The organism is Pseudomonas sp. XS1P51 (assembly GCF_054897845.1).
This window is the reverse complement of the sequence record NZ_CM142707.1, coordinates 246,030-269,328: the sequence shown is the minus strand read 5'-3', so window position 1 is coordinate 269,328 and position 23,299 is coordinate 246,030. Positions and strand designations below refer to the sequence as shown.

At 62.0% G+C, this 23,299-nt stretch carries 14 protein-coding genes and 1 pseudogene; all 15 read left to right on the top strand.

Annotation, left to right across the window (positions count from 1 at the left end):
* Positions 1-6: 6 nt before the first annotated feature.
* The 15 genes and pseudogenes from ACYZUD_RS01340 to ACYZUD_RS01270 all read left to right on the top strand — a co-directional run bounded on the left by ACYZUD_RS01340 (position 7) and on the right by ACYZUD_RS01270 (position 23,283).
* Positions 7-951, top strand: coding sequence for a type II secretion system F family protein (locus tag ACYZUD_RS01340; RefSeq protein ID WP_462022246.1), 945 nt, complete (start codon positions 7-9; stop codon positions 949-951).
* 20 nt (positions 952-971) lie between these two features.
* Complete coding sequence (locus ACYZUD_RS01335) at positions 972-1,829, top strand: tetratricopeptide repeat protein (RefSeq protein ID WP_462022245.1); 858 nt, start codon at positions 972-974, stop codon at positions 1,827-1,829.
* Complete coding sequence (locus ACYZUD_RS01330) at positions 1,826-2,320, top strand: hypothetical protein (protein WP_462022244.1); 495 nt, start codon at positions 1,826-1,828, stop codon at positions 2,318-2,320. The genes ACYZUD_RS01335 and ACYZUD_RS01330 overlap by 4 nt, the downstream gene beginning before the upstream one ends.
* Complete coding sequence (locus ACYZUD_RS01325) at positions 2,317-2,874, top strand: TadE/TadG family type IV pilus assembly protein (RefSeq protein WP_462022243.1); 558 nt, start codon at positions 2,317-2,319, stop codon at positions 2,872-2,874. Before ACYZUD_RS01330 ends, ACYZUD_RS01325 begins: the two co-directional genes overlap by 4 nt.
* 236 nt (positions 2,875-3,110) lie before the next feature.
* Positions 3,111-4,700, top strand: coding sequence for a hypothetical protein (locus ACYZUD_RS01320; RefSeq protein ID WP_462022242.1), 1,590 nt, complete (start codon positions 3,111-3,113; stop codon positions 4,698-4,700).
* Between the two features lie 49 nt (positions 4,701-4,749).
* Complete coding sequence (locus tag ACYZUD_RS01315; RefSeq protein WP_462022241.1) at positions 4,750-14,280, top strand: putative Ig domain-containing protein; 9,531 nt, start codon at positions 4,750-4,752, stop codon at positions 14,278-14,280.
* Positions 14,281-14,300: 20 nt separating this feature from the next.
* Positions 14,301-15,983, top strand: coding sequence for a TolC family protein (locus ACYZUD_RS01310; protein WP_462022240.1), 1,683 nt, complete (start codon positions 14,301-14,303; stop codon positions 15,981-15,983).
* Positions 15,973-16,740, top strand: coding sequence for an efflux RND transporter periplasmic adaptor subunit (locus ACYZUD_RS01305; RefSeq protein WP_462022239.1), 768 nt, complete (start codon positions 15,973-15,975; stop codon positions 16,738-16,740). The genes ACYZUD_RS01310 and ACYZUD_RS01305 overlap by 11 nt, the downstream gene beginning before the upstream one ends.
* Positions 16,737-18,089 (top strand): efflux RND transporter periplasmic adaptor subunit, encoded by a 1,353-nt coding sequence (locus ACYZUD_RS01300; RefSeq protein WP_462022238.1) that lies wholly within the window; start codon positions 16,737-16,739, stop codon positions 18,087-18,089. The genes ACYZUD_RS01305 and ACYZUD_RS01300 overlap by 4 nt, the downstream gene beginning before the upstream one ends.
* A 3-nt stretch (positions 18,090-18,092) precedes the next feature.
* Positions 18,093-20,252, top strand: a complete 2,160-nt coding sequence (locus tag ACYZUD_RS01295; RefSeq protein WP_462022237.1) for an HlyD family efflux transporter periplasmic adaptor subunit — start codon at positions 18,093-18,095, stop codon at positions 20,250-20,252.
* Positions 20,253-20,367: 115 nt separating this feature from the next.
* The gene (locus ACYZUD_RS01290) at positions 20,368-20,976 is read left to right on the top strand and encodes a biliverdin-producing heme oxygenase (RefSeq protein ID WP_462022236.1); all 609 of its coding nucleotides are present in this window, start codon (positions 20,368-20,370) and stop codon (positions 20,974-20,976) included.
* Positions 20,977-21,064: 88 nt separating this feature from the next.
* A complete protein-coding gene (locus tag ACYZUD_RS01285) occupies positions 21,065-21,460 on the top strand; it encodes a YbaN family protein (RefSeq protein ID WP_462022235.1) in 396 nt (131 codons plus the stop codon).
* 497 nt (positions 21,461-21,957) lie between these two features.
* Positions 21,958-22,487 (top strand): annotated as a pseudogene (locus tag ACYZUD_RS01280) (IS3 family transposase); the annotation flags it as partial.
* 227 nt (positions 22,488-22,714) lie between these two features.
* Positions 22,715-23,047: an integrative conjugative element protein, RAQPRD family gene (locus tag ACYZUD_RS01275; protein WP_462022234.1), complete on the top strand. Its 333-nt coding sequence runs from the start codon at positions 22,715-22,717 to the stop codon at positions 23,045-23,047.
* Positions 23,044-23,283 (top strand): TIGR03758 family integrating conjugative element protein, encoded by a 240-nt coding sequence (locus ACYZUD_RS01270; protein WP_462022233.1) that lies wholly within the window; start codon positions 23,044-23,046, stop codon positions 23,281-23,283. Before ACYZUD_RS01275 ends, ACYZUD_RS01270 begins: the two co-directional genes overlap by 4 nt.
* Positions 23,284-23,299 lie beyond the last annotated feature (16 nt).

The window sequence follows — 23,299 nt, the reverse complement described above, 5'->3', positions numbered from 1 at the left end:
CCCCTCATGCATGAAGCTCGCTTGATCATCGCCATCGGCCTGCTGTTGTGTTCCGTGCTGCTGCTCGGGATGTACCTGCGCGGTCTACGCAATCCGCTGGTCACCCGCCTGGGCAGCCAGACGGTAAAGCAACGTATCGAACAACAGACCGATATCCTGCGCAGCCAGAACACATCCTTGCCGCCCGCGCTGCAACGTCTGGTGCCCCCGGTGGCACGCCTTGGCGAACACTTGGCCGGCACCGATGGCGATCGCCAGCAACTGCGTCGCCTGCTGGTCATGGCCGGTTTTCGCAGCCCACACAGCCTGGGCTTGTTGATGATCGCCAAATATGGCCTGGGCCTGCTGTTGGTCACACTGGTGCTGTTCGGCGTACTCGATGCCCACCAACGCAGCAGCCTGTTGGGCCTGGCGGGGGGGCTGGTGGGATTGTTTGTCGGCACCCTGATCCCGGAAGGCTGGCTGAAGTGGCGCGCCGCCCGACGTGGCGGGCGCTTGTCACGCAGCCTCCCGGATGGCCTGGACCTGATGGTCATTTGCGCCGAAGCCGGGCTGCCCATCGGCAGGGTGCTGCAGGTGGTGTCCAAGGAGATGGCCCTGTCTGCGCCAGAGCTGGCCGATGAGTTGCGCTACACCTTCGCCGAACTGCAGATCCTCAGTGATCGTGGCAAGGCGCTGCTCAACCTTGCCGAGCGCTGTGGCGTGAGCGAAGTGGAGACCATGGTCGCCACCCTGCTCCAGGCCGAGCGCTATGGCACACCTCTGTCCCAGGCGCTGCGTACCATTTCCGAGGAAAGCCGCAAGACCCTGATCCTTAACCTCGAAGAACAGGCCGGCAAATTACCGGCGCAAATGAGCCTGCCGCTGATGCTGCTGGTTCTGCCGCCCATCATCGCCATGATGGGCGCCCCAGCGATGATTCGCCTGGTGCGCATGCTGACCACCCACTGAGTTGTCCCACGGAGCCCTCCATGTCCCGATCCTCGCGTCTGCTGTCCCCCTTGGTACTTGCCCTGTGCATTGCCACGCTCGTCGGTTGCGGTACCCACCGACCTGACAACTCCCGCCCACTGTCGACCAAAGCCGATGCCGGCGAGGCCTTGCACCTGGCTCGCCTGTTGCGCGACAACGGGCGCATGGCAGCGGCCTATGGGGTTTACGCCCGGGCCGATCAACGTGGCCAACTCGACCCCGGCGAGTCCCTTGAATATGCCCAGGTCAGCGCCGCCGTGCTGCCCGCCCAAGATGCCTTGCCGCTGTTCGTAAGCGCACGCCAGCGCCTGGCCGGTGAACGCCTGAATGACCAGCAGCGCTTTAACTTGTGCATGGGCATTGGCCGTGGTCAGTTGGCTACCAGCCAGTTTGCCGGGGCCAAGGAAAGCTTTGAATGCGCACTGCAAGCGCGCCAGGACAGCACTGAAGCACTCAATGGACTGGCCATCGTCAGCAGTGCCGAGGGGCATGACCAACAAGCCGAAGAACTGCTGCACAAAGTGCTGCGACTGGACCCAGGCAATGCCCCGGCCTTGAACAACCTGGCATTGGGCAAGATCGATCAGGGTCAACCCCAGGCCGCCATCGACCTGCTGGACGGCGCCGATCTGCGCGGTCGGCCGACCCTGGTGCTGAACCTTGCCCTGGCGCACTTGTTGTTGCGCGATGAGGACAAAGCCCGCGAAGCCCTGCAGCGCTACATGCCGCGGGTTCGTAGCGAGCCGTTGCTGGCCGAGCTCACACGCAATGCTCAACGTATTCTCGGCGGCCAGCCCGTCCCCCATGAACTGCTGGCAGCCAGCCGCCAGGCCCTGGCACTGGATACGCTGCAATGAGACGCAGCGCCGCGCGACGTAGCCAGCGCGGGATCACCACCACGGAAACCGCGTTCCTGCTGCCGGTGATCCTGATTGGCTTGATGATGTTCTTTGAACTGGCACGCCTGGCCTTGGTGGTGGTAATCGGCAATCTGGCGCTGGACTCGGCACTGCAAGGCTTGCGCCAGCAAAGCAACTTGCGCCTGGACAACGAGAGCGGCGTTGCCGAGCACGTTGAGCAGCGCATGATCGACGCGGCCTACGGCTATCTGGACAGCGCTGATCTGCAAGTCGAAGTCACCAGCTACAGCAGCCTGGAGGCCTTCGGCGGCGGTACCCGGAAACTTGAAGGGGATGACGACACCGACAGCCCGATCCTGTCGGTGCAAGTCCAGTTGACCCAAAACTGGATGACCGCACTGCCGACGCTACTGCACCTGTCAGACCGATTCACCTACACCTACCGCCAGCTGGTCGGCAATCTGTATGAACCCGGGAGTGGATCATGAAGCGTCGTCAGCGTGGTAGCGCTACGCTGGAAACCGCGCTGATGCTCTCGGTGGTCATCGTCTGCGGGCTGCTGACAGTCGACCTCTACCTGCTGGCCCGAGGCCGAGCAGACCTTGAGCGCAGCACCAGCATGCTGGCCAGTACCCTGTCCAACCAGACCCGGTTGACGGCCGAGGGGGTGGATGCCTTGGTCACTGCGCTGGTGGCCGAGCGTGGAGACAACTACCAACTGTATGTCGGCAAGGTAATGCGCACCGGCAAAGTCGCCTGGAAACTGCCCTTGGGCCAGACCACAGGTTTATGCGACGACCCGATGGGAGGCGGAATGTACGACGGGACCCTGCCGGAAAGCGACGATGAGGCCGACGACAGTGTCGCGTTGCTGGTCGTACGTGCCTGCCAAAGCAGTGATGAAATGGGCATGAGCACCCTGAGTCTCGGCGGCAAGGTACTGCAAGCCGACGCCATCAGCCGCCTGCGCAGCGCCGACATCGAACTGGACGATTCTCTATCCGCCCTGGCCGGTATCGCCCCCACCGACAGCACCGAGTGATCCAGAGACTCGGCTAGCCGTATCGCCTGCACTGATAACCGCAATAGAGCAGGCCATGCCCCTGAACCCGGCGAGCGGTGCGTCTTGGCTTGCGCGGCGCGCGTGTTCGCAGTGGCGATTGAGATCAATCCTTAAGTCATTTTAATGAAGCCGTTCTTGTGGTTTATCGAGAAGAATTCTTATTCTCGCCACCACCCGAAAATGCCGGTCATCCTTTGAATGTCGAGTCAGGCGTCATGAACCCGTTCAACACCACAGCCCCGCTTCGCACACTGCGTCGTCAACGTGGCAGCGTCTACCCAATGATGTTGCTGGTCATGGGCGGCATGCTCCTGGCCGGTGGGTTCGCCGTTGACAGCGTGGCGCTCAACAGCGACACCAGCCAGCTCAAGCGCGCCACCGATGCTGCCGCGTTAGCGCTGGGTCGCAGCTACTCGCCGGACGAAGACGGCAGCGGCGACCAGCAGACCATGGCGCAGCAATACGTACGCGCCAACCTGGGGCTCAACAGTGCGGTGCTGGCAAACCTGGGCACCATTACCGTGACTAGCGGCACCAGCAGCGCAGGGAACAACACATTCAAGGTCAGTGCCACACTGACCAACGTGCCTTTGGTGCTCAACACCGGCAACCGCGATGTGACCATCAGCTCCACCAGCGAGGTGCGCCAGGTGTCGACCGAGGTGGCGCTGGCGCTGCCCAATACTACCGCCGAGAACAGTGCAAATCTTGCGGCGCTGCGGCGTTTGGGCAAGACGTTTGCCCAGGACCTGATCGGCGACAGCAGCAACACGTGGCTCTCGCTGGTGCCCTATAGCCAATCGGTGAATGTTTACGATCCCAACCAGACCGGCCGCATTCGCAGCTGGGCCGCCAGCGGCGCGCTCAATCCGGTCGAGCTGACTTCGCTGTTCCAGAGCGGCTACGGCAGCCTCGCCGACCGCCGCATGCCTGACCGTATCGCCAATCTACTGTGCATGTACCGTGGTCTGGACCGTGGCGAGAACTACTTCTGGGACGAAGCGCCTGGCGGGCGTTTCAAGGTCTACTACCGCGCCGACCTGGCGGCAAACGGTAGCCCAGGCGCAGAACCGATTTCCTGGATCGGCCCCAACCCGGCCTTTGGCGAGGCCAACGGTGCCAACGACACCCGCTACTTAGTGGCCGACCGCGGTTGCCCTCATGCGCAACTGTTGCCGCTGACCAACAACCAGCAGGACATCAGCGCCCGCCTGGACAAAATGACGGCCAGCTTTAACGTCAACTTCGCGATCGCCATGGGCTGGAGCGCCATGGCCCTGGCACCGGAATTTCGTGGCAGCTCAGGCTGGGCCCTGGAGGACGATCTGCCCAAAGAGTTCGACGACGGCACTAACGAGCGCATCAAGGCCATCGTGTTTCTGGTCAATTCCACCGACATGAACTGGTTCGACAGCGACGCGTACAACGCCTATGTCGGTGAAAGCATAGACGGCAGCGCGTCCACCCCAGGCTCGGCCAGCGCCACGACCGGTAGCATTAACCAAGCGCTCATCACCCAACGTTTCACCAGCCTGTGCAACAGCTTTCGCGCGCATAACCTCAAGTTCTACCTGATCGTCACCGGCAGTGACGAATCAACCGGCGACTCGGACTCCAGTGCAAGCGGTTCGACGTTTCGTCGAGTTGCCGGTGCCGGTCTTGCAGCCTGCGCAGAGCAGAGCGCCGACCTGACCTACCTCAATGGCGCCGATTTCGTCGCCTCGGAGGGCGCCATCCAGGCACGACTGGAAAGCATCATCGAAGAACTGCGACAACAGAGCAATTTCGTCCGACTGATCGAATAGCAACAGGCTTACACACTTTCCTTTTTTCATTTTCTGCGCAAGGGCCACCATGACTACTCGCCGACTTCCACCCCGCTACCCTCGGGCGCTGGCCCTTGAGCCGCGCATTTTGCTTGACGCTGCGGCGACCGCCACGGCAGAGGCCGTGGTGGCCCAAACCGATACCAAACCCGGGGTGACGGCCAAGGGGGCGGAAGCGACCATCAGCATCCAGGCCACCGACAGCAAGCAGAGCGTGGACCTGTTCAGTGGCGTCAGTGTGGCCACCGACTCCAGCAACCAGGAACTTTCCAGCCTGACGGTCAGCGTCAACACCACCGGCAGCAATCAGGCGATGGTGATCGATGGCACCACTATCACGCTGAAGGCTGACAGCGGTGAAACCACCGACAACGGCTATTTCTATACCGTCGCAGTCAGCGGCACGACCACCACCATCACCCTGACCATCGCCTCATCGGACGCCTACAGCAGCGCCGATGTCGCGACCCTGATCGACAGCATCCAGTACAGCACACTGGACAACACCGTCGAAACTCACAACGTCACTGTGACCCTGGGCAGCCTCAGCGACAGCGGCGGTGAAAGTGCCGACCTGAGCGCCATCTATTCGAGCATCGCCGTGACCAGCGATATCAACGTGGCGCCGACCCTGTCGAGCGACGATACCCTGCACACCGCTGAGTCCTATAGCGTCGATGATCTGGGCAGCAGCGCCAGTGAAGTGGTGTATTCCAGCGACGGCACATACGCCTATGTCGCTGGTACCAACAGCATCTCGGTGTTCTCGCTCGACGCGTCCGGGCGCCTGACACAGACGCAGACGCTCACCGGCATCACTGACATGGGCAGCGCGACGCACATGGTGATCAGCGCCGATGGCAAGTCGATCTATACCATTTCCGGCAGCGGCACCGTCGTCCAATTTAGCGTCGCCAGTGATGGCACGGTCAGCTATAGCGCATCAATCGCCACCAATAATGGCAATGCCACCGGTGGCCTGGCGATCTCGCAGGACGGCGCCTACGTTTATGTGGGCACGCAGTACAACGGCGTGGTAATTCTCAGCCGCGACAGCTCCTCGGGGGCCCTCACTGCATTGAGCTCTCTCGCCGAAAGCAACAGCCGTAATGCCATCGTCGCCACCTCCGGCAACTACGTATATACGCTTTCGACCACAGGCAGCCACACACTCACGGTTTACTCGCGCAACAGCGACGGCACCTTGAGCACTGTCGCCACCCTCTCCAACGGTTCTTCTGGCTATAGTGCCGTGGACTACGCCATCCAAACATCGTCGGACGGTCAATACATTTACGTGGGCGACCCGGCCAAAGGCACTATCAGTACATACCATCTCAGCGGTACGTCGCTGGGACTGGTCAGCACCACCACCCTGAACGGTGTCACCAGCCTGGCATTGAGCAGCGACGGCAGCGTCCTGTATGCCTCGACATCCAGCGGCGGTATCGACGTCTATTCGGTTTCGAGCAGTGGCGGCCTGACACTGCAAGGCGCCGTTGCCAGCAGCACCAACGGCAGCGACATCGCGCTGTCCGCCGACGGCAAGTCGCTATTGGTCGCCGGGGGTGGCATCAGCCGCTACACCACCCTTCAAGACATGAATCCGGGCGTTGCGCTGGCGTTTGCCGGTGGCCTGACCCTACGCGACAGCAACTACGACGCCCTGGCCAACGGCGAAGGCAATTACAAGGGTGCCAACATTACCGTTACAGCCAGTGTCAGCGATGGCAGCTATGGCTTCGCCGATGGTGGCTCGCTGAGCCTGAGCAACGGCGTGATCTCGCAAAACGACACCGCCATCGCCACGTTGAGTACCAGCGCGGGCGTACTGACCGTGACGTTCACCGGTGACGCCACCACCGCTGTCGCCAACCAGGTCTTGCACCAGCTTACCTACACCAACGCGAGCGCCGCCGCTGGCAGCCTGGTTCAGCTTTCCGTGACCACCGCTGACGCCGAGTTGAGTAGCAACACAGTGCTGCTGACGCTGCGGGTCAACACACTGCCGCAGGTCAATACCGATGCCTCCACCGGCTACTCACTCAGTACTGCAACCAGTGAAACCGCCTATAGCTACACCCTGCTTGCCGACCTGTTCAAGGATACCGACGGTGACCATCTGACCTGGAGCGTTAGCGGCCTGCCTGACGGCCTGACCTTTAACCCGAGTACCCGCACGATCTCTGGCTCGACAACCCAGGTTGGCACTTTTTCGATCACGGTGACAGCCACCGACGCATCCGGTGCGAGTGCTTCGCTGGTGCTTGCGCTGCATGTGGATCAGATCGTCAACCGCACGCCCCAGGTGGACAGCGATACCTCGACCACCTTGGCGCCTGCCACGGAAAACACCGCCTACAGCACTACTTTGAATAGTGCCCTGTTCAGCGACGCTGACAGCGTTTACGGCGACACCCTGACGTGGGCAGTGAAGGGCCTGCCCGATGGGCTGACGTTCAATGCCAGTACATTAACCATCTCCGGCACCGCGGCGAACCTTGGCAGCTACACCATTACCGTGACCGCCACAGACGCCTCCGGCGCCGCCGCCACGGCCGAGGTTACGTTGCATGTCATCACCCAAGCGCAAGCCGATAACAGCGCACCCGACATCAGTGTCGCTGACAGCGCACTGGTGTATACCGCCGATAGCGGACTGAGCGGGGTCGGTTACTACGTCTTTTCGTTATCACTGTCCGAAGACAACACCACACTGGTGGTGATCGGCAGCGGCGGGGCCAACGCCTTGCTGTCACCTACCGCCGACAGCACGGTCTATGTCTACAGCCGTGATACGGCGACCGGCAAGCTGACCCTGGTGCAGTCCTTTGCTCAGGGGACCGAGGAAAATGCCGCCACCAGCGCAACTGAAATGGATGGGCTAATCGGTGCCACCTCGGTCACCTATTCCGCTGATGGTGACCACGTTTACGTGGTCGGCAAGAACGCCGCCAACAACTATGTCGTGTCGGTGTTCAGCATCAACGACAATGGTACCCTGGCACTGACAAACCTGGGCACTACCCTTGGCACCACGCAGGTCAAGGAACTCGTCGCGTCGGACGACGGCAATACGCTCTATGCCGTGACCGGCACCTCGGTCTACAGCATCGGCGTCAGCGACAGCGGTGTCCTGACCGTGGCCGGCACCTACACCGAGGTCAACGGCACCACGGCCTACGGCATTGACGTCGACAGCTCGGGCACCGTTTATGTCTTGAGCAACGGCACCGCGCAACTGACCCTGTACACCACCAATGCCGACAGCACGCTGACCTACATCGGCAAGCTGACCCGCAACGCCACAGTGCTCAACTACACCGATGCCGCAGGCACGGTCACCGCCGCAGGTACCCTGACCTCGGGCTCAGGTTTCAGCGGCGCCCGGGACATCACCGTTTCAGACGACGGCACGATTTACATCGCGACCGGCAGCAACGGCTACATCAGCGTGTTGCAGTACAACCGCACGAGCAACACGATGGCGCTGGTGTCGTCGATCAGTGTCTCGACCCAGCTTGGGTCCACACCTTGGTCGGTGACACTGTCGGCTGACGGCAGCGCCCTGTACGTGGGAACCGCGTTGAACTCGTTCGGTGTCTACAGCATCAATACCGACGGCTCACTCACCTACGTAAAAACTGTCACCGACACCGGCGGGCGTGGCCTGCGCCTGGTCGTCTCATCCGATGGCAGCTCCATCTATTCAGGCGGTTATGCCTATTCCACCGGAGTCGGCCAGGCCAGCACCGGAGACACCGTTGCCGTCAGCTATAGCGAAGGTGGCAGCATCAATATCGCCAGCGCCATCAGCCTGTCCGACGCCGACTACGACGCACTAAACAACGGCACTGGCAACTACAACGGCGCCAGCATCACCCTGGCCCGCAGCGCAGGTGCCAACACCAGTGACACCTACGGCTTCACTGCCGCCAACGGGCTGACCCTGGCCGACGGCGTCATCTCCCTCAACGGAGACGCCATCGCCACCTTCACCAGTGTCAGCGGCCTGCTGACCGTGACCTTCACCGCTGACGTCAGCACCGCCACCGCCAACCTGGTCGCCAAACAGCTCACCTACACCAACACCAGCAAGGACCCGGGCAGCAGCATCAGTATGACGTTGTCGGTGGCCGACCAATACACTGCCTCGTCAGTCAAGCTGCTGCTAAGTGTAACCACCCTCAACGACGCCCCGACGCTGACCAGCACCAACGCAACCGTGACTTACAGCGCTGGCGGCAATGCGATCAAGGTGTTCGACGACACGGCAGTATCGACCATTGAAGCCGACCAGACCGTGACCAGCCTGACGCTCACCGTCGCCGGGCTCGTCGACGGCGCCAGCGAAACATTGAGCCTCAACGGCACCAGCGCGGCACTGACCGACGGCACCAGCGTCACGGGCACCCTTGACGTCACCGACGGCACAACCACCACGACCTACAGCTTCACCGCAAAAGTCGTCGTCAGCGGCACCACCGCCACGGTGACCATCACCAGCACCGGTTTGCCGTCTGCGGCGACCACCGCGCTGGTCGACAGCATCGGCTATGCCGACACCAGCAGCGCCACCGTCGGCACCCGCACCATAACCCTGACCGCAATCAAAGACAGCGGTGGCACCGGCAATGGCGGCGTCGACACCACCGTCCTTTCCGTCGCCAGCACGATCAACGTGATACTGGGCAACACCGCGCCCACGCTCAGCGCGACCGGTAACACCGCAAGCTACGTCGAGAATGCGGCTGGTGCGACACTGTTTCGCGATGTCACCCTGACCACCGGCGAAACCGGCCAGGCCGTGGCCAGCCAGACCCTGAGTGTGGCCGGTGTGGCCGATGGCAGCAGCGAAACCCTGACCGTGGACGGCACCACCATCAGCCTGGTGGCCGGCACCGGCACCACGAGCCACGGTTACAGCTACACGGTGACCGTCGAGGGCGGCACTGCCATGCTGGTGATCGCCAGCAGCAGCGGCATGACCGTCAACAACGCCACCGCGCTGATCGCCGGCCTGACCTACAGCAACAGCAGCGAAGACCCCACCGCAGGTAGCCGCAGCGTCACCCTGACATCCGTACAGGATGACGGCGGCACCGCCAATGCTGGCACCGACAGCACCACCCTGGCCATCGTCGCCACCATTGATGTGGTGGCCGTCAACGACGCACCCACCTTGCAAGCCAGCGCCCAAACCGTGGCCTACAGCACATCAGGCAGTAGCGTCCCACTGTTCAGCGATGTCGTTCTCAGCACCGTGGAAAGTGGTCAGGCCATCAGCACCGTCACGTTCACGGTCACCGGCGTCATCGACAGAAACAACGAAACCCTGACCGTAGATGGCACGAGCGTTTCCCTGGTTGCCGGCTCCGGCAGCACCAGCCACTACAGCTACCAGGTGACCGTGAGCGGCGACACCGCCACCGTGGTCATTACCAGCACCAGCGGCATGGCTGCCGACAGCGCCGCGACGCTCATCGAGCAGGCCACCTACGCCAACCTGAGCAACACTCAAACCGCTGGTGTACGCAGCATTAGCGTAAGCGTGCAAGACACCGGTGGCACTGCCGATGGCGGTAGCGACAGCACCACGTTGAGCACCAGCGCAACACTGACCGTGGTCAGCAACTCGGCGCCGGTTCTCAGCGCCGACTCCGACTACAACCACTTGGCCGTGAGCGAAAGCCTGACCCACATCAGCGGCCTTGATGACATCGCGGCCAGCGCCCTGAGCAGCGACGGCAGCTACGTCTATGCGATCAGCAGCAGCGGCACCGTCGCAGTGTTCAGCCGTAACACCAGCAGCGGCGAGTTACTGCTGCTGGGTACGCTGGACAGCGGCGTCAATAGCGCCTCGCAACTGGTCCTTAGCAGCGACGGCAGCAAGGCCTACGTGGTGGGCAACGATGGCAACAGCATCGCCGTGCTAACCCGTGACAGCAGCGATGGCAGCCTCACTCCGAGCCAGATCCTGAGCACCCAAAACGTGGTCGACCTGGCTGTCTCCAGCAGCGGCAGCGCTCTGTATGTCGTGGACGGCAACTATTCCGGGCTGCTGGTCTATACGCTTGACAGCAGCACCCAGCAATACACCTTGAGCCAGAGCATCGCCGCGACAACCAGCGCGGCGCCCTACCTGTTTTCAGCGGTGGACGTGGAAACGGTGGGCGATTACGTCTACGTGATCACCGACCCGGTCGCCACCACCGTCGCCAACACCCTGATCGTGTATCACATCGGCAGCGACGGCCAGTTGAGCGCTGTCGGCTACCTGCGCGACGGCCAGACCGTCGACGAAGCCACCGTCGATATGTCCAGCCCGGTGGATGTCGCCGTAAGCACCGATGGCAGCGTCATCTACGTCGCCAGCAGCACAGGTGTGGCGGTGTTCAGTTTCGACGCCAGCGCAGGCACCCTGAGTTACCTCGGCGCCCTGGACAACCTGGCCAATGTGACCGATATCGCGCTGTCCAGCGACAACGGCACGTTGTATCTGACTTCGGCCGACGGCAGTGTCAGCCGCTACAAGATCGACGGCGCGACCCTGACCCTGCTCGATAGCATCGACAGCAACAGCGACGCCGCCCTGGCCGGCGCCAACGCCGTGGTAAGCGCAGCCAACGGTACGGTCATCGTCGTCGGCAGCGGCGGGTTGGTCAGCCTGACCGACTCACTGGCCGATGAACTCGCAATCAGCTACACCGAGCAGCACAGCGCGCAACTGGCCGACATGCTCACACTCAGCGACGCCGACTACGACGCCATGGCCGGTGGCGTCGGCAACTACAACAGCGCGGTCATCACGCTGGTACGCGAAGGCGGCGCCAGCAACGACGACACCTACAGCCTGGCCGAAGGCAACGGCCTGACCCTGGTCGATGGGGTGATCTACCTCAATAGCAGTGCCATCGCCAGCTTCAGCAGCAGTGCCGGAGCGCTGACGCTGACGTTCACCAGCGACGTCACCAGCGCCACCGCCAACGCGGTACTCAAGCAGATCAGCTACGCCAACACCAGTGACGACCCCGCAGCGACGGTACGCCTGACCCTGGCCGTCACCGATGGCTATGACGTGAGGACAAGCACGACCCTGGTGCTGGGCGTTACGGCCATCAATGACACACCCACCTTGACCACCACGGCGGCAAACGCGACCTACACCGAAGGCGATGGTGCAACGCGTCTGTTCAGTGACACGACTCTTTCCACCGTTGAAAGCGGCCAGGCAATCAGCGCCCTGACCCTGACCGTGTCAGGCCTTGGCGATGGTGCCAGCGAAACCCTGAACATCGACGGCACGGCCATCAGTCTGGTGGCCGGCAGCGGCACCACCGCCAGCGGTTACCACTACACCGTGACGGTAGACGGCAGTGTGGCCACCGTCACCATCAACAGCGACAGCGGGATCGCCGCCAGCAACGCCACCGCCCTGATCAACAGCCTGGCATACGCCAACAGCAGCCAGTCCCCTACCGAGGGTGCCCGCGCCATCACCTTGACCAGCGTGCAGGACAACGGCGGCACGGCCAATGGCGGTAACGACACCAGCGCACTGGCCCAAACAGCGACCGTGACAGTGATCGCGATCAACGATGCGCCCATCCTGACGTCCAACCCCGCTTTACCCACCTATGTCGAAGGCGGCGATGCGGTGGGGCTGTTCAATGGCACCGATATCTCCACCGTCGAGGCCGGACAAAACATCACCGCCTTGACCCTGACCGTGGCCGGTGTGAGCGACGGCAATGCCGAAACCCTCACTGTCGATGGCACCCCCATCGCACTGGTCAACGGCAGCGGCATCACCAGCAGCGGCTATGCGTACAGCGTAAGCCTGAGCAACGGTGTCGCCACGCTGGTGATCACCCGCAGCGCAGGGATTGCCATCGCCGATGCCAACCAACTGGTCAACGGCCTGACCTACGCCGATACCGGTCGTGATGTCACCGCGGGGACACGCACCATAACCCTGGCCTCACTGCAGGACAGCGGTGGTAGCCAGACCTCATCGCCCACTATCTCTGCGGTGGTCAACGTCGCCGCAGTCAACGACGCCCCGACACTGACCGCCGTCGGCAGCCGCACCGACTATGTCGCAGGGGGAAGCTCGGTGCCGCTGTTCAGCGACGCTCAGGTGTCGACCCTGGAAAACCAGCAGGCCATTGCCGCGCTGACCCTCAGCGTGTCCGGTATTACCGACAGCGCCGAAGCACTGGAGATCGACGGCTCACGCGTGGCACTGACCAATGGCGACACGCTTACCACCGCCAGCGGCTTGCACATCACAGTCACGGTCGTCGACGGTCGCGCAACGGTGTCGATCACCAGCAGCTCGGGCCTGAGCGTGCAAAACGCACAAAGCCTGATCAACACCATGAGCTACGTAAACGACAGCCCTGTTGTCAGCGTCGGCGCGCGCACCGTGACACTCAACGCCGTACGGGACAATGGCGGGAATGCCAACGGCGGCGTCGACACCACCATGCTCAACATCGACACCACCGTCAGCGTGATCAACAGCGCGCCTGAGCCGGGCACCGCTGACGCAGCACTGGCCAGTGCCACAAAAGACGTGGCGTACAGCACAACGTTGGCCAGTAACCTGTTTAGCGACATCAACGGCGACGCCCTGAGCTGGGCCGTGCAAGGCTTGCCCGAGGGCCTGAGTTTTGACCCACTGAGCCACACCTTCAGCGGCAAGGTCAGCACGGTGGGCAGCTTCAGTTTCACCGTGACCGTCACCGACAGCGCTGGCGCTTCTACCTCGCGCGTCCTGACCCTCGATGTGCTGTCGGCCAGCGCCCGACCCACGGTGTTGATCGACCAGCGCAACAGCTTGCGAGCCTCGCCGCCCCACCTGCCCGCCTTCGCCGAGCGAACCTTTGACAGCCCTGTGTTCGCCAGCCTTGACGCCATACAGACGCCGATCCCGACCATCGAAAACGACAACAGCAGCCGCTACACCACACGCTTGCTGCCCGTTCAAGACGTGCTCAACCCCACGACATCGCTGACCGAGCAGTTGGTACAAACCGATGACGTGTACACCGACAGCCCTGCACGCGAGGCCGGGAGCGACTTTGTGCGCGTTGGCAACACGCAGGTCAGCCAGGTAGAACCCGCCGTCGACGGCAGCCAGACCGTGACCCTGAAAGTACCCGCACAGTTGCCCGACGGCAGCAACGTTACCCGTATCAGCCTGGGTAACGGCTTGCCACTGCCCAACTGGGTGCGTTTCAACCCACGCACCGGCCAGTTGCAGATCGACCGCAGCCATCTGACGCGCCAAGGCAGCCTGAACCTGACCGTGATTGGCCGCGACACCGAGGGCAAAGAAAGCAGGACGGCACTGCAAGTGCGCAGCGACCAGCGACCGGCCGGCGAGCCCCGCACCCACTCGACACCTGCGCCGCAGCGCGAGCACGCCGAGCCATCAGTGCCTGCGCAATTGCGTCAGGCAGCGCCCAGCGCATTACTCGACGACGCACGCCATCTGCTCGAACAACTCAGCGGCCTGAACGACCAAGCTGCCCCCGTACGCACGACCGCCTAAACATCCAAGGACCGCACGACATGAAGAACAGCAAAAACCAACGCATAGAACCGCGACTGTCCCTGCGCCTGGCCATCGCCGTGGCAGCCGTGGGCCTGTCCGCATGCGCGATAAAGCCCGAGCCGGTGAGCCTGGAACAGCAACTGGCCGACACCGTGGCCGACCAGCGCGTAATGTTCGACAATCAGGAGCCGGTGACCCGCCCGATCAGCCTCGATGAAGCCATGGCACGGGCCGTGAAATACAACCTGCAACAACGCCTGGGCCTGATGCAGCGCGCCCTCGAAGACAATATGCTGGAAGTGACGCGGCTCAACATGCTGCCGCAACTGGCAGCCAGCGCCGGGTGGCGCGGGCGGGACAACGTGGCTGGCTCGTCCAGCCAATCGGTCACCACGGGCGAGCAATCACTAGAGCCTTCAACCAGCACCGATCGCTCGTCGCGCGATGCCCAACTGCGCCTGTCGTGGAACGTCCTGGATTTTGGCGTCAGCTATTTCAGCGCCAAGGCTCAGGCCAACAAGGCCCTGGCAGCCGAGGAAGCTCGGCGCAAAGTGGTGGCCGATATTGTCCAGCAGGTGCGTGAAGCTTACTGGCAGGCGGCGAGCGCTGAGCGTCTGCGCCCCGAGTTGCAGACCGCTCTGGGCGATGCGCGCGCTGCCTTGGCGCAGGCGCGGCAAACCGAGAAACAACGGCTGATGGCGCCCGTGGAATCGCTGCGTTACCAGAAGACGCTGCTGGAAATGATCCGCCAACTGGAAGTGGTCGATGGCGAGCTGTCCATCGCCAAAGCGCGGCTGGCCGGCTTGATGAACCTGCCGCCCGCCACCCAGTACAGCCTGGTACTGCCGGACGAGAGCGGTTATACCAAGCCGTTGCTCAACTATTCCCTGGCCGACCTGGAAACCACCTCCATGGTCAAGCGCCCGGAAATCCGCACCGAGACCTATCAGGCCCGCAATGCAGTGCTGGAAACACGCAGCGCCATGCTTAAGTTGTTGCCTGGGGTCAGCCTGTTTGCCGGGGCCAACTACGACAGCAACAGCTACTTGGTCAATGATCAGTGGGCCGATACCGGCATGCAGGTGAGCTGGAACCTCTTCAACGTGCTGGCCTATCCGGCCGTGAAGAAAGCGGGCGAGACCCGTCTGCAAGTGGCCGAACTGCGTCGCCAGGCCATGCGCATGGCGGTGCTGACCCAAGTCAACGTGGCCTGGCGCGAGTACCAACGCTCCAGTCAGGTATTTGAAAGCTCCAACGAATTGCAACAGTTGCAGCGCGGCATCCTGCGCCAAAGCGAAAGCGCTTATGCAAGCCAGGCCCAGAGCCGTCTTGAACGCGTGCGCACAGCGACCGAAACGATATTGACCACCCGCACTCGTGACCGCAGCTTCGCCGAAATGCAGGTTGCCTACGGCGCGGTTTATCAGGCGGCCGGGCTTGACCCGCTGCCCGAGCGCATTGCCGGCGCCAGTATCATCCAGCTCAGCCAGGCCATTGCCAGCAATGCCGTGCGTCTGTCCCAAGGCCAGGGCGCTATCCCCGCCGGCATCGCCAGCGTGCAAGGGCTCCCGGTGCCACTAACGATGGCCGTAGCCAGTGCCGACCCTGCCACTGGCACCCTGCGCGTCGATATGTGGGACAGCCTGGGCTCGTTGCGCGGCGCCGAAGTGGTGCCGTTGGAGAACGTCAATGTCCGCTAAGCCGACGCCAGCCGCTCAACGCTGGTCTGCGTTGTTCGCCATCCTGATCGCGGTAGCGGCGGCCCGCGCCAATGGCGCCGAGGCGGTCGGTGAGCTGCGGGTGCAATTGAGCCCGATCCGCCAGACCACGCTGTCCAGCGAGATCGCGGGCAAGCTCACCGAGCTCAACGTCAAGGAAGGCGACCACTTCAAACAAGGCCAGCGCCTGGCGGCGTTCGACTGCTCAGTGCAGCAAGCGCAACTGGCGCGTAGCGAAGCCGCCCAACAAGGCACACAGAAAAAACTCGACGTGGCAAAAAAGCTCGATGCCCTAGAATCCATCAGCCATGCCGATGTTGCCCAGGCTCAGGCTGAAACGGCCGTGGCACGGGCTGAAAGCGGCGTGACCCGTGCCGTGTTGCAACGCTGCGCGATCGTTGCGCCCTTCGCCGGGCGAGTGGCCCAGCGCAAGGCTGAACGCTGGCAGCACGTGGCCGAAGGCACCGAGTTGCTGGCCATCTACGATGACAGCGCCTATCAGCTTGAGTTGATCGTGCCATCGGACTGGCTTGGCTGGCTGCACGCCGGTCAGGATTTCCAGGTGCAACTCGACGAAACCGGCCAGCAATACGCCGCACAAATTGAGCGACTGGGTGCCGCCATCGACCCGCTCAGCCGGTCTATCAAGGTATTTGCCCGAATCACCGGTGACATTCGCCAGTTGCTGCCCGGCATGAGCGGCGTGGCCTTGCTCAAACCGCCAGCGGTGGGTTCTTGAACGCCGCCGTGCCGTTGCGCGGGGATCGTCGCGCCGAGTGCATGGCCCTGCTGTTGCAACTGGAGCGACGTGCCCGCGCCCAGCCTGACCTCCTGGGGCTGGGCTTTTTGATGGTCAACGACAGCCGTCAGTTATTCGACTATCACCAGGCCCTGCTGTGGAATGCCGACAGCCAGCGCATCGAGCAGTGTTCAGGTCTGGCGCGGATCGAGCCCGACGCTCCGTTCACGCTGGCGCTCAAGCGCTGGTGCCAAGCCTGGCGCAACGAGCCAGGGAGCGAACAGATTAAGGACCTGCGCGCCAGCAACCTGCCCGCTGACGAGCAGGTCGAGTGGCAAGAGTACCTGGCTGAGCATCTGCTATGGGTTCCCTTGCACAATCGCCGGGGCAAACTGTTGGGCAGCTTGTTGCTCAACCGCGATGCGCCGCTGCAAATGCATGACCGTGCATTGCTGGAGTTGCTGCAAGACGCCTACGCCCATGCGTGGAGCAGCCTGGTTGTCCAAGGGCCCAAAGCTGCGCGCTGGTCAACCCTGAAGCCAACCCGATTGGTGCTGGGCGGATGTGCTGCGGCACTCGTGCTGGCAGTGCTGCCGGTGAGCCTCACAGTGCTGGCCCCGGCAGAAGTCATCGCCCGCGACCCGGCGGTATTGCGAGCCCCCTTGCAGGCCGTGGTGGAACGTATCCTGGTGCAGCCCAACCAAACCGTCAGCGCTGGTGAACCGCTGGTGCAACTGGACCGTCGTGAACTCGACAACCGTCTGGAGTCAGCACGCCAGACAATGGCCGCCGCCGATGCACAATTGCGCCAGACGCGCCAACAAGCCCTGTTCGATGAACGCGCCAAGGCCGAACTGGCCGAATTGATCACCCGCCGCGACCAGGCCCGCAGCGACGTCGAATATCTGGAAGGCAACCTGCAACGCACCCTGATCGTGGCCCCCCGTGATGGTGTTGCCATCTTCGACGACCCCAGTGACTGGATCGGCCGACCGGTGTCGCTGGGTGAGCGCATCATGCAGGTGGCCAATCCCCATGACGTGCGCCTACAAATCCTGCTGCCAGTGTCCGACGCTATCGCTTTGGAGCAAGGCGCCCAAGTGCGCCTGTTCCTTAACAGCCAGCCGGGCAGTCCTTCGGCAGCCACCTTGCAGCAACTGGGCTACCGCGCCTCTGCCCAGCCCGACGGCACGATGGCCTACCGCCTACAGGCCAATTTCGACACCAGCGACCCACAACTGCGCGTCGGCCTCAAGGGCACGGCCAAGCTCTATGGCCAGCGCACCTTACTGATCAACTACCTGTTGCGCCGGCCACTGGCCGCCTTGCGCACCCATCTGGGCTGGTAAAGCATGAGCGCAACCGTCAGTGAACGGCCCGTCAGTGCAGGCGCGCTACCCGTGCCACACCCTTTACCGATCCTACGCCGCACGCTGCGTCTGTATCCTGGCCCGCGCCTGCGCGACGGATCGCCCAGCTGGACCCTGGAAGACCCGGCACGTTCCAGCTTCTACCGCATCGCCTGGGCAGAGGCGGAAATGCTGGCACGCTGGCATCTGGGCAATGCCGCACAGGTCGCGGCGGCGGTGGCGACCGACACCACGCTGGCCCTGGAAAGCGAGGACGTAGAGGCCTTCGCCCAGTTTCTGCGCGACATTCAATTGGTCGAGTTGAGCGGTGCCCCCGCGCTCGACACTCTGCGTCGGCGTCATCAGACCCGACGCAGCAGCTGGGCTGGCTGGTTGCTACAGAACTACCTGTCGATCCGCCTGCCACTGTTGCGCCCGGACCGCTTTCTGACCCGCACGCTGCCGCGAGTACGCCCGCTGCTGGGGCGTGGCTTTGCGTTGATCTCCTTGGGTGCGGCTTTGCTCGGGCTGTACCTGGTGACGCGTCAATGGGAGACGTTCGTCCACACGTTCCTGCACTTTTTCAGCCCGGAAGGCGCGATGCTGGCAGCCTGCACCCTGGTGCTGACCAAGACCCTGCACGAGTTCGGCCATGCCTATGCGTGCAAGCTGCAAGGATGCCGAGTACCCACGATGGGCGTGGCCTTTCTGGTGCTGTGGCCGGTGCTTTACACCGATGCCAGCGGCGCCTGGCGCTTGCCGCAGCGACGACAACGGTTGGCCATCGGGGGGGCGGGCATGCTCGCGGAAATCTATCTGGCGGCCTGGGCGACACTGGTGTGGACCTTCCTGCCTGACGGCCCGCTTCGCAGTTGCGCGTTCATCCTGGCCAGCACCAGCTGGATCCTCACGTTGGCCGTCAACCTCAATCCGCTGATGCGCTTTGATGGCTACTTTTTGTTTTCCGACCTGCTGGACGTGCCCAACTTGCAGCAACGCGCCTTTGACCTGGCACGCTGGCGCCTACGCAAAACCCTGTTCGGCCTGAACGACCCGGCCCCCGAGCATTTCGAGCCCTGGCTGCGCCGGGTATTGCTGGGCTACGCCTTCGCTACCTGGGTCTACCGTTTCTTCCTGTTTTTGGGCATCGCCCTGCTGGTCTATCACTACGCCTTCAAACTGCTGGGCATTGTCCTGTTCGCGGTCGAGATCGTGCATTTCATCATGCGCCCCATCTACAACGAACTTCGCCACTGGTACCAGCGCCGCAAGGACTACCGCATGAACCGTCATACCCTGATCAGCGGCGCTCTGTTGCTGGCCGCCATCATTCTCGCCGTACTGCCCTGGCGTGGTCGGGTCGAGGCGCCGGCCCTGCTGCGCGCCGAACGCCAAGCCAGTCTGTTTGTTCCCGTGGCCGCTCGTTTGGAACGCATGGATGCGGTCGATGGCCAAACCGTGCAGAAGGACCAGACGCTGTTCCAACTGCAATCACCACAGCTGGCTCACGACCAGGAAAAGCTGGACCGCGACATCGCGCTGCTGCGCGAACAGGCCAGCTTGCAGCGCCGTGCCGCCGATGACAACGCACGGCAGGCGGTCGCCCAGCAAGAGCTGCAATCAGCGCTCAAGCGCAAGGACGCACTGGCGCGCCAGAGCGCACAGCTGCAAGTGATCGCCCCTTTCGACGGCAGGCTGGTAGACCTCACCACTCCACTGGCCGTGGGCGAATGGCTACAGGCCGGCGAAGGCCTTGCCACTGTGGTCGCCCCCGATCAACCACTGGTGGAGGCCTTTGTTGGAGAGCGTGACCGTGAACGCTTAAGCATCGGCGCCAACGCATGGTTCTACCCCGAAGACCCAAGAAGGCCGAGCCAGTCGCTGACAGTCGAAGACATCGGCCAGACCGCCGTTCACAAACTGAGCTCAGCGCCGGAACTGGCCTCGGTATACGAGGGCCGCATTGCCGCGCAATTGGATGAACAGCATGTGCCTGTACCAGAACAGGCGTTGTATCGCGTGTTACTGCGACCACAGGCCAACGTCGGGCAGGGCATCACGGCGTTGCGGGGCAGTGTGTCGATCCAGGCTGAGGCGCGCAGCCCATTGGCGCAGATCGCACGTGAGGTGATGGCTGTGTTGATCCGCGAATCGTCCTTTTAACCGGGCGCCATTGTGCTGGTACGTACCTTAAGGACATTTAATGGAGCCACGCTTGTGGCTTCCCCAGGCGCCTCCTAAGGTGGGCGCATCACTTTGACGAGGAAAGCCACAGCCCATGTCCACTCATGCTCGCGACCAACACACGACCTTGCGCTCTCAACGCCTGAACCAAATTACCCATGAGCCCCACGCCAAACTCGATACGCTGGTCAAGGCCAATGCGCCGTTCGACAGCATCGGCGGCTTTTCCCGTTTCGTCGTGGCCCAGTACCTGTTCCAGTGGGAGTTGATGCCGCTGTATAACGACCCCGCCCTCATCGCAATCTTCCCCGCCCTGCCTTCACGCTGCCGGGCAGCGCAAGCCAAGGCCGACCTGGCAGATCTGGGCACTGACGTGCCAGCTTCGGTACCCGGTGGCATGGGCCAGCCTGGCCTGGCAGAAGCACTGGGCTGGCTGTTCGTCTCCGAGGGCTCGAAACTGGGCGCGGCATTCCTTATCAAGCGCGCCGCAGCCTTGGGTCTGAGCGAGAACTTTGGCGCCCGTCACCTGGGCGAGCCCGAAGGTGGACGCGCAGAAGGCTGGAAACAGTTCGTCCGCATTCTAGACGGCCTGGAACTGAGCGCCGAAGATGAAACAGCCGTCGACAAAGGAGCGCTCGCCGCGTTCAACCGCTTTACCGTGTTGTTGGAAAAAGCCTACGAGGTGGTCGCAGAACCGATTTGAGCATTTATGACCAACTTGTTCGCGCTTGTGGTCATCGCAGTCTTTAGCTGCCGGCGGCTCGCGCCAACGGCCCTCAATGATAGAAACCATGACTAACCCTGCCCTGCCTTCTGCGAAACTGACGCGATGGCTGCTGTCGAGCCTGGCCTATGCAAGCTTGGCGATAGCCTTTATCGCGATCTTCGTCCCTGGCCTGCCGACAACCGAATTCGTGTTGCTCTCGGCGTGGGCAGCGACAAAAAGCTCGCCGCGACTAAGTGCCTGGCTGGAGAACCATCGGCTGTTCGGCCCCAGCCTGCGCAACTGGAGAAATGGCAGGGTCATCGCCCGTCGGGCGAAAATCAGCGCGACACTGGGCATGCTCTTGTGTGGTGGCCTGATGCTCGGCCTGATGCCTCACCACTGGTCGATGTATTGCGCGCTTGTCGGCATGGCGTTGGGCAACCTCTGGATATGGTCTAGACCAGAACCGCGTGAACGTTAGGTATTCATGCACTTTTAATGGGCGAAACCCCACGATTGTTCAGCGTGAAGCAAGCAGCCATAACGACCTCATGGAAATTTACCGAAGCGGGTCAGTGGATTGTGCGATTCGCACATTATATTCCAATATGCTTGCCCAAAGGATTCCAAACAAACGCCCAAACCATACTTGTTTGACCACGGGCGATAGGGCAACGTATTTTAGGGGTAAGTTCATACCCCTGAAGCACTCCGTCCTATTTTATCACCGCAACCGCTGGTCTACTTGGCATGCAATGTCGGGGGCTGAACGTCAGTGTGTCCGGTTCCCATGAGCATAATGGTTCGTCAAGTCATTGATTTACGTCACCACTTTCTTAGTGGCTCGGTCCTTTTGGTCCATATTTGCATGGCCCATGTCCAGAGCCCTGGTAGTTATGGGTGGCAGCGCATATGGAGGTAAACGCTGGCCGATGGAAATCGTGTCCGCGCCGCATCGCTGGGTTCAATCACCTTTAGCAGGAACGTAATGGCGAAACTCCTCTGAACAAAGCCCTGACGCCTGAACAGCAGAACAAAACCGGGAGCTGGAAGCCAGGATCGCTCGTCTTGAGCGGAGAAATTCATTTTAAAAACGGCTACCGAGCTCTTTATGTTGGGGAGTACGAACGCAAACGCCGATTGATCAGCTAAGCGCACGCGATTCGATTGAGTTTCTGTGGGAAGCATTTGATGTGCCTTGTTCGTGCTATTCAGCCATCGCTTACGGACCTAACTCCAGATGTTGAGAGGACTCGATTACGCGCTAGCGTCAGCGAGCTATTCACTCGACTCCGAAGCGCCGCCAGCAGCTGCAGTATCGTGTCAACGATACAGAGGATGGCAAAAAAACCGCTTGCGTCAAGGTGTGTGGGCCGATGCCGGAACTGGCGTTGATCTGCAAGCAATCGGGCTCGCATACTTACATAACAGCGACGGTCGAGTGGCCCGATATTCACCACATCTTGAACCGAGAATTTGATGTGCTCACCCCCGATCAGATCTGTTGTGATCGAGAGCTGACATGTATCACCGTCCCCAAGCTGCAGGTAGCAGCTATCTCCTTTTCCCTAAAGTTCGACGACGCTCTCCACCAATGATCGAAGCACCACTTTAGCTGTAAAGTAAACATCCCCAATCCTTCCCCAGAAAAAGCGATTCATCAGACCTCAGGTTTCTTACGGAATAATTCGACCTTTGACTTGATTCTGCTCCCAGCTCCATATGGGACAGCATCATGCCGACTACCGTCTTTCGCTGCTTACTAATCTCGCTGGCTATCGTTCACGGCAGCAGCTATGCCGCCTCGGCTCATGAGCAGGATCAACTCAGCCTTATTCAGCTGCAACTCGACACCATCGAACGCCTTGCAACGCGAGCTGAGGTAGCCAGCACGGCTGAACCCGACGATCGCTACCGCTTCGACTACCCCCAACGGATCCAAGACATCCAGCGCATCCGCCACGGCATGCAGGGCTACCTGTTCCCTTCCCGTGCGCAACCCCGCGACTCCACTGAACTGGTCGGTGATTACCGTCTAGACACACTGCCCGCGGAGCCGTTGCCATGAGCATGACTGAGGCTCAGGCCGCTGCCTTCCAAAACGCCTCCGGTTTCTCACCGCAGAGCAGCTCGACGCTCTGGCTGTCCGTGGTTCTCGTCCTGACCTTGCTCTGGTGCGCCTGGGTGATGTGGACGGCTTACCGGGGATGGGCGACAGGCAGTGTGCGTTTTGGGGCCTTCGGCGGCAGTGCCGCGCGCGTCTTGCTCGCCCTGCTCTTACTGATGTTCTTCACCCTGTCTTAATCCAGGAGATCGCCGT

Bases quoted from the DNA above. Each gene is read 5' to 3' on its own strand.
- ACYZUD_RS01290 (WP_462022236.1), top strand. From the start codon at position 20,368: ATGTCCACTCATGCTCGCGACCAACACACGACCTTGCGCTCTCAACGC.
- ACYZUD_RS01335 (WP_462022245.1), top strand. From the start codon at position 972: ATGTCCCGATCCTCGCGTCTGCTGTCCCCCTTGGTACTTGCCCTGTGC.
- ACYZUD_RS01340 (WP_462022246.1), top strand. From the start codon at position 7: ATGCATGAAGCTCGCTTGATCATCGCCATCGGCCTGCTGTTGTGTTCC.
- ACYZUD_RS01320 (WP_462022242.1), top strand. From the start codon at position 3,111: ATGAACCCGTTCAACACCACAGCCCCGCTTCGCACACTGCGTCGTCAA.
- ACYZUD_RS01275 (WP_462022234.1), top strand. From the start codon at position 22,715: ATGCCGACTACCGTCTTTCGCTGCTTACTAATCTCGCTGGCTATCGTT.
- ACYZUD_RS01330 (WP_462022244.1), top strand. From the start codon at position 1,826: ATGAGACGCAGCGCCGCGCGACGTAGCCAGCGCGGGATCACCACCACG.
- ACYZUD_RS01315 (WP_462022241.1), top strand. From the start codon at position 4,750: ATGACTACTCGCCGACTTCCACCCCGCTACCCTCGGGCGCTGGCCCTT.
- ACYZUD_RS01310 (WP_462022240.1), top strand. From the start codon at position 14,301: ATGAAGAACAGCAAAAACCAACGCATAGAACCGCGACTGTCCCTGCGC.
- ACYZUD_RS01325 (WP_462022243.1), top strand. From the start codon at position 2,317: ATGAAGCGTCGTCAGCGTGGTAGCGCTACGCTGGAAACCGCGCTGATG.
- ACYZUD_RS01270 (WP_462022233.1), top strand. From the start codon at position 23,044: ATGAGCATGACTGAGGCTCAGGCCGCTGCCTTCCAAAACGCCTCCGGT.
- ACYZUD_RS01305 (WP_462022239.1), top strand. From the start codon at position 15,973: ATGTCCGCTAAGCCGACGCCAGCCGCTCAACGCTGGTCTGCGTTGTTC.
- ACYZUD_RS01285 (WP_462022235.1), top strand. From the start codon at position 21,065: ATGACTAACCCTGCCCTGCCTTCTGCGAAACTGACGCGATGGCTGCTG.
- ACYZUD_RS01295 (WP_462022237.1), top strand. From the start codon at position 18,093: ATGAGCGCAACCGTCAGTGAACGGCCCGTCAGTGCAGGCGCGCTACCC.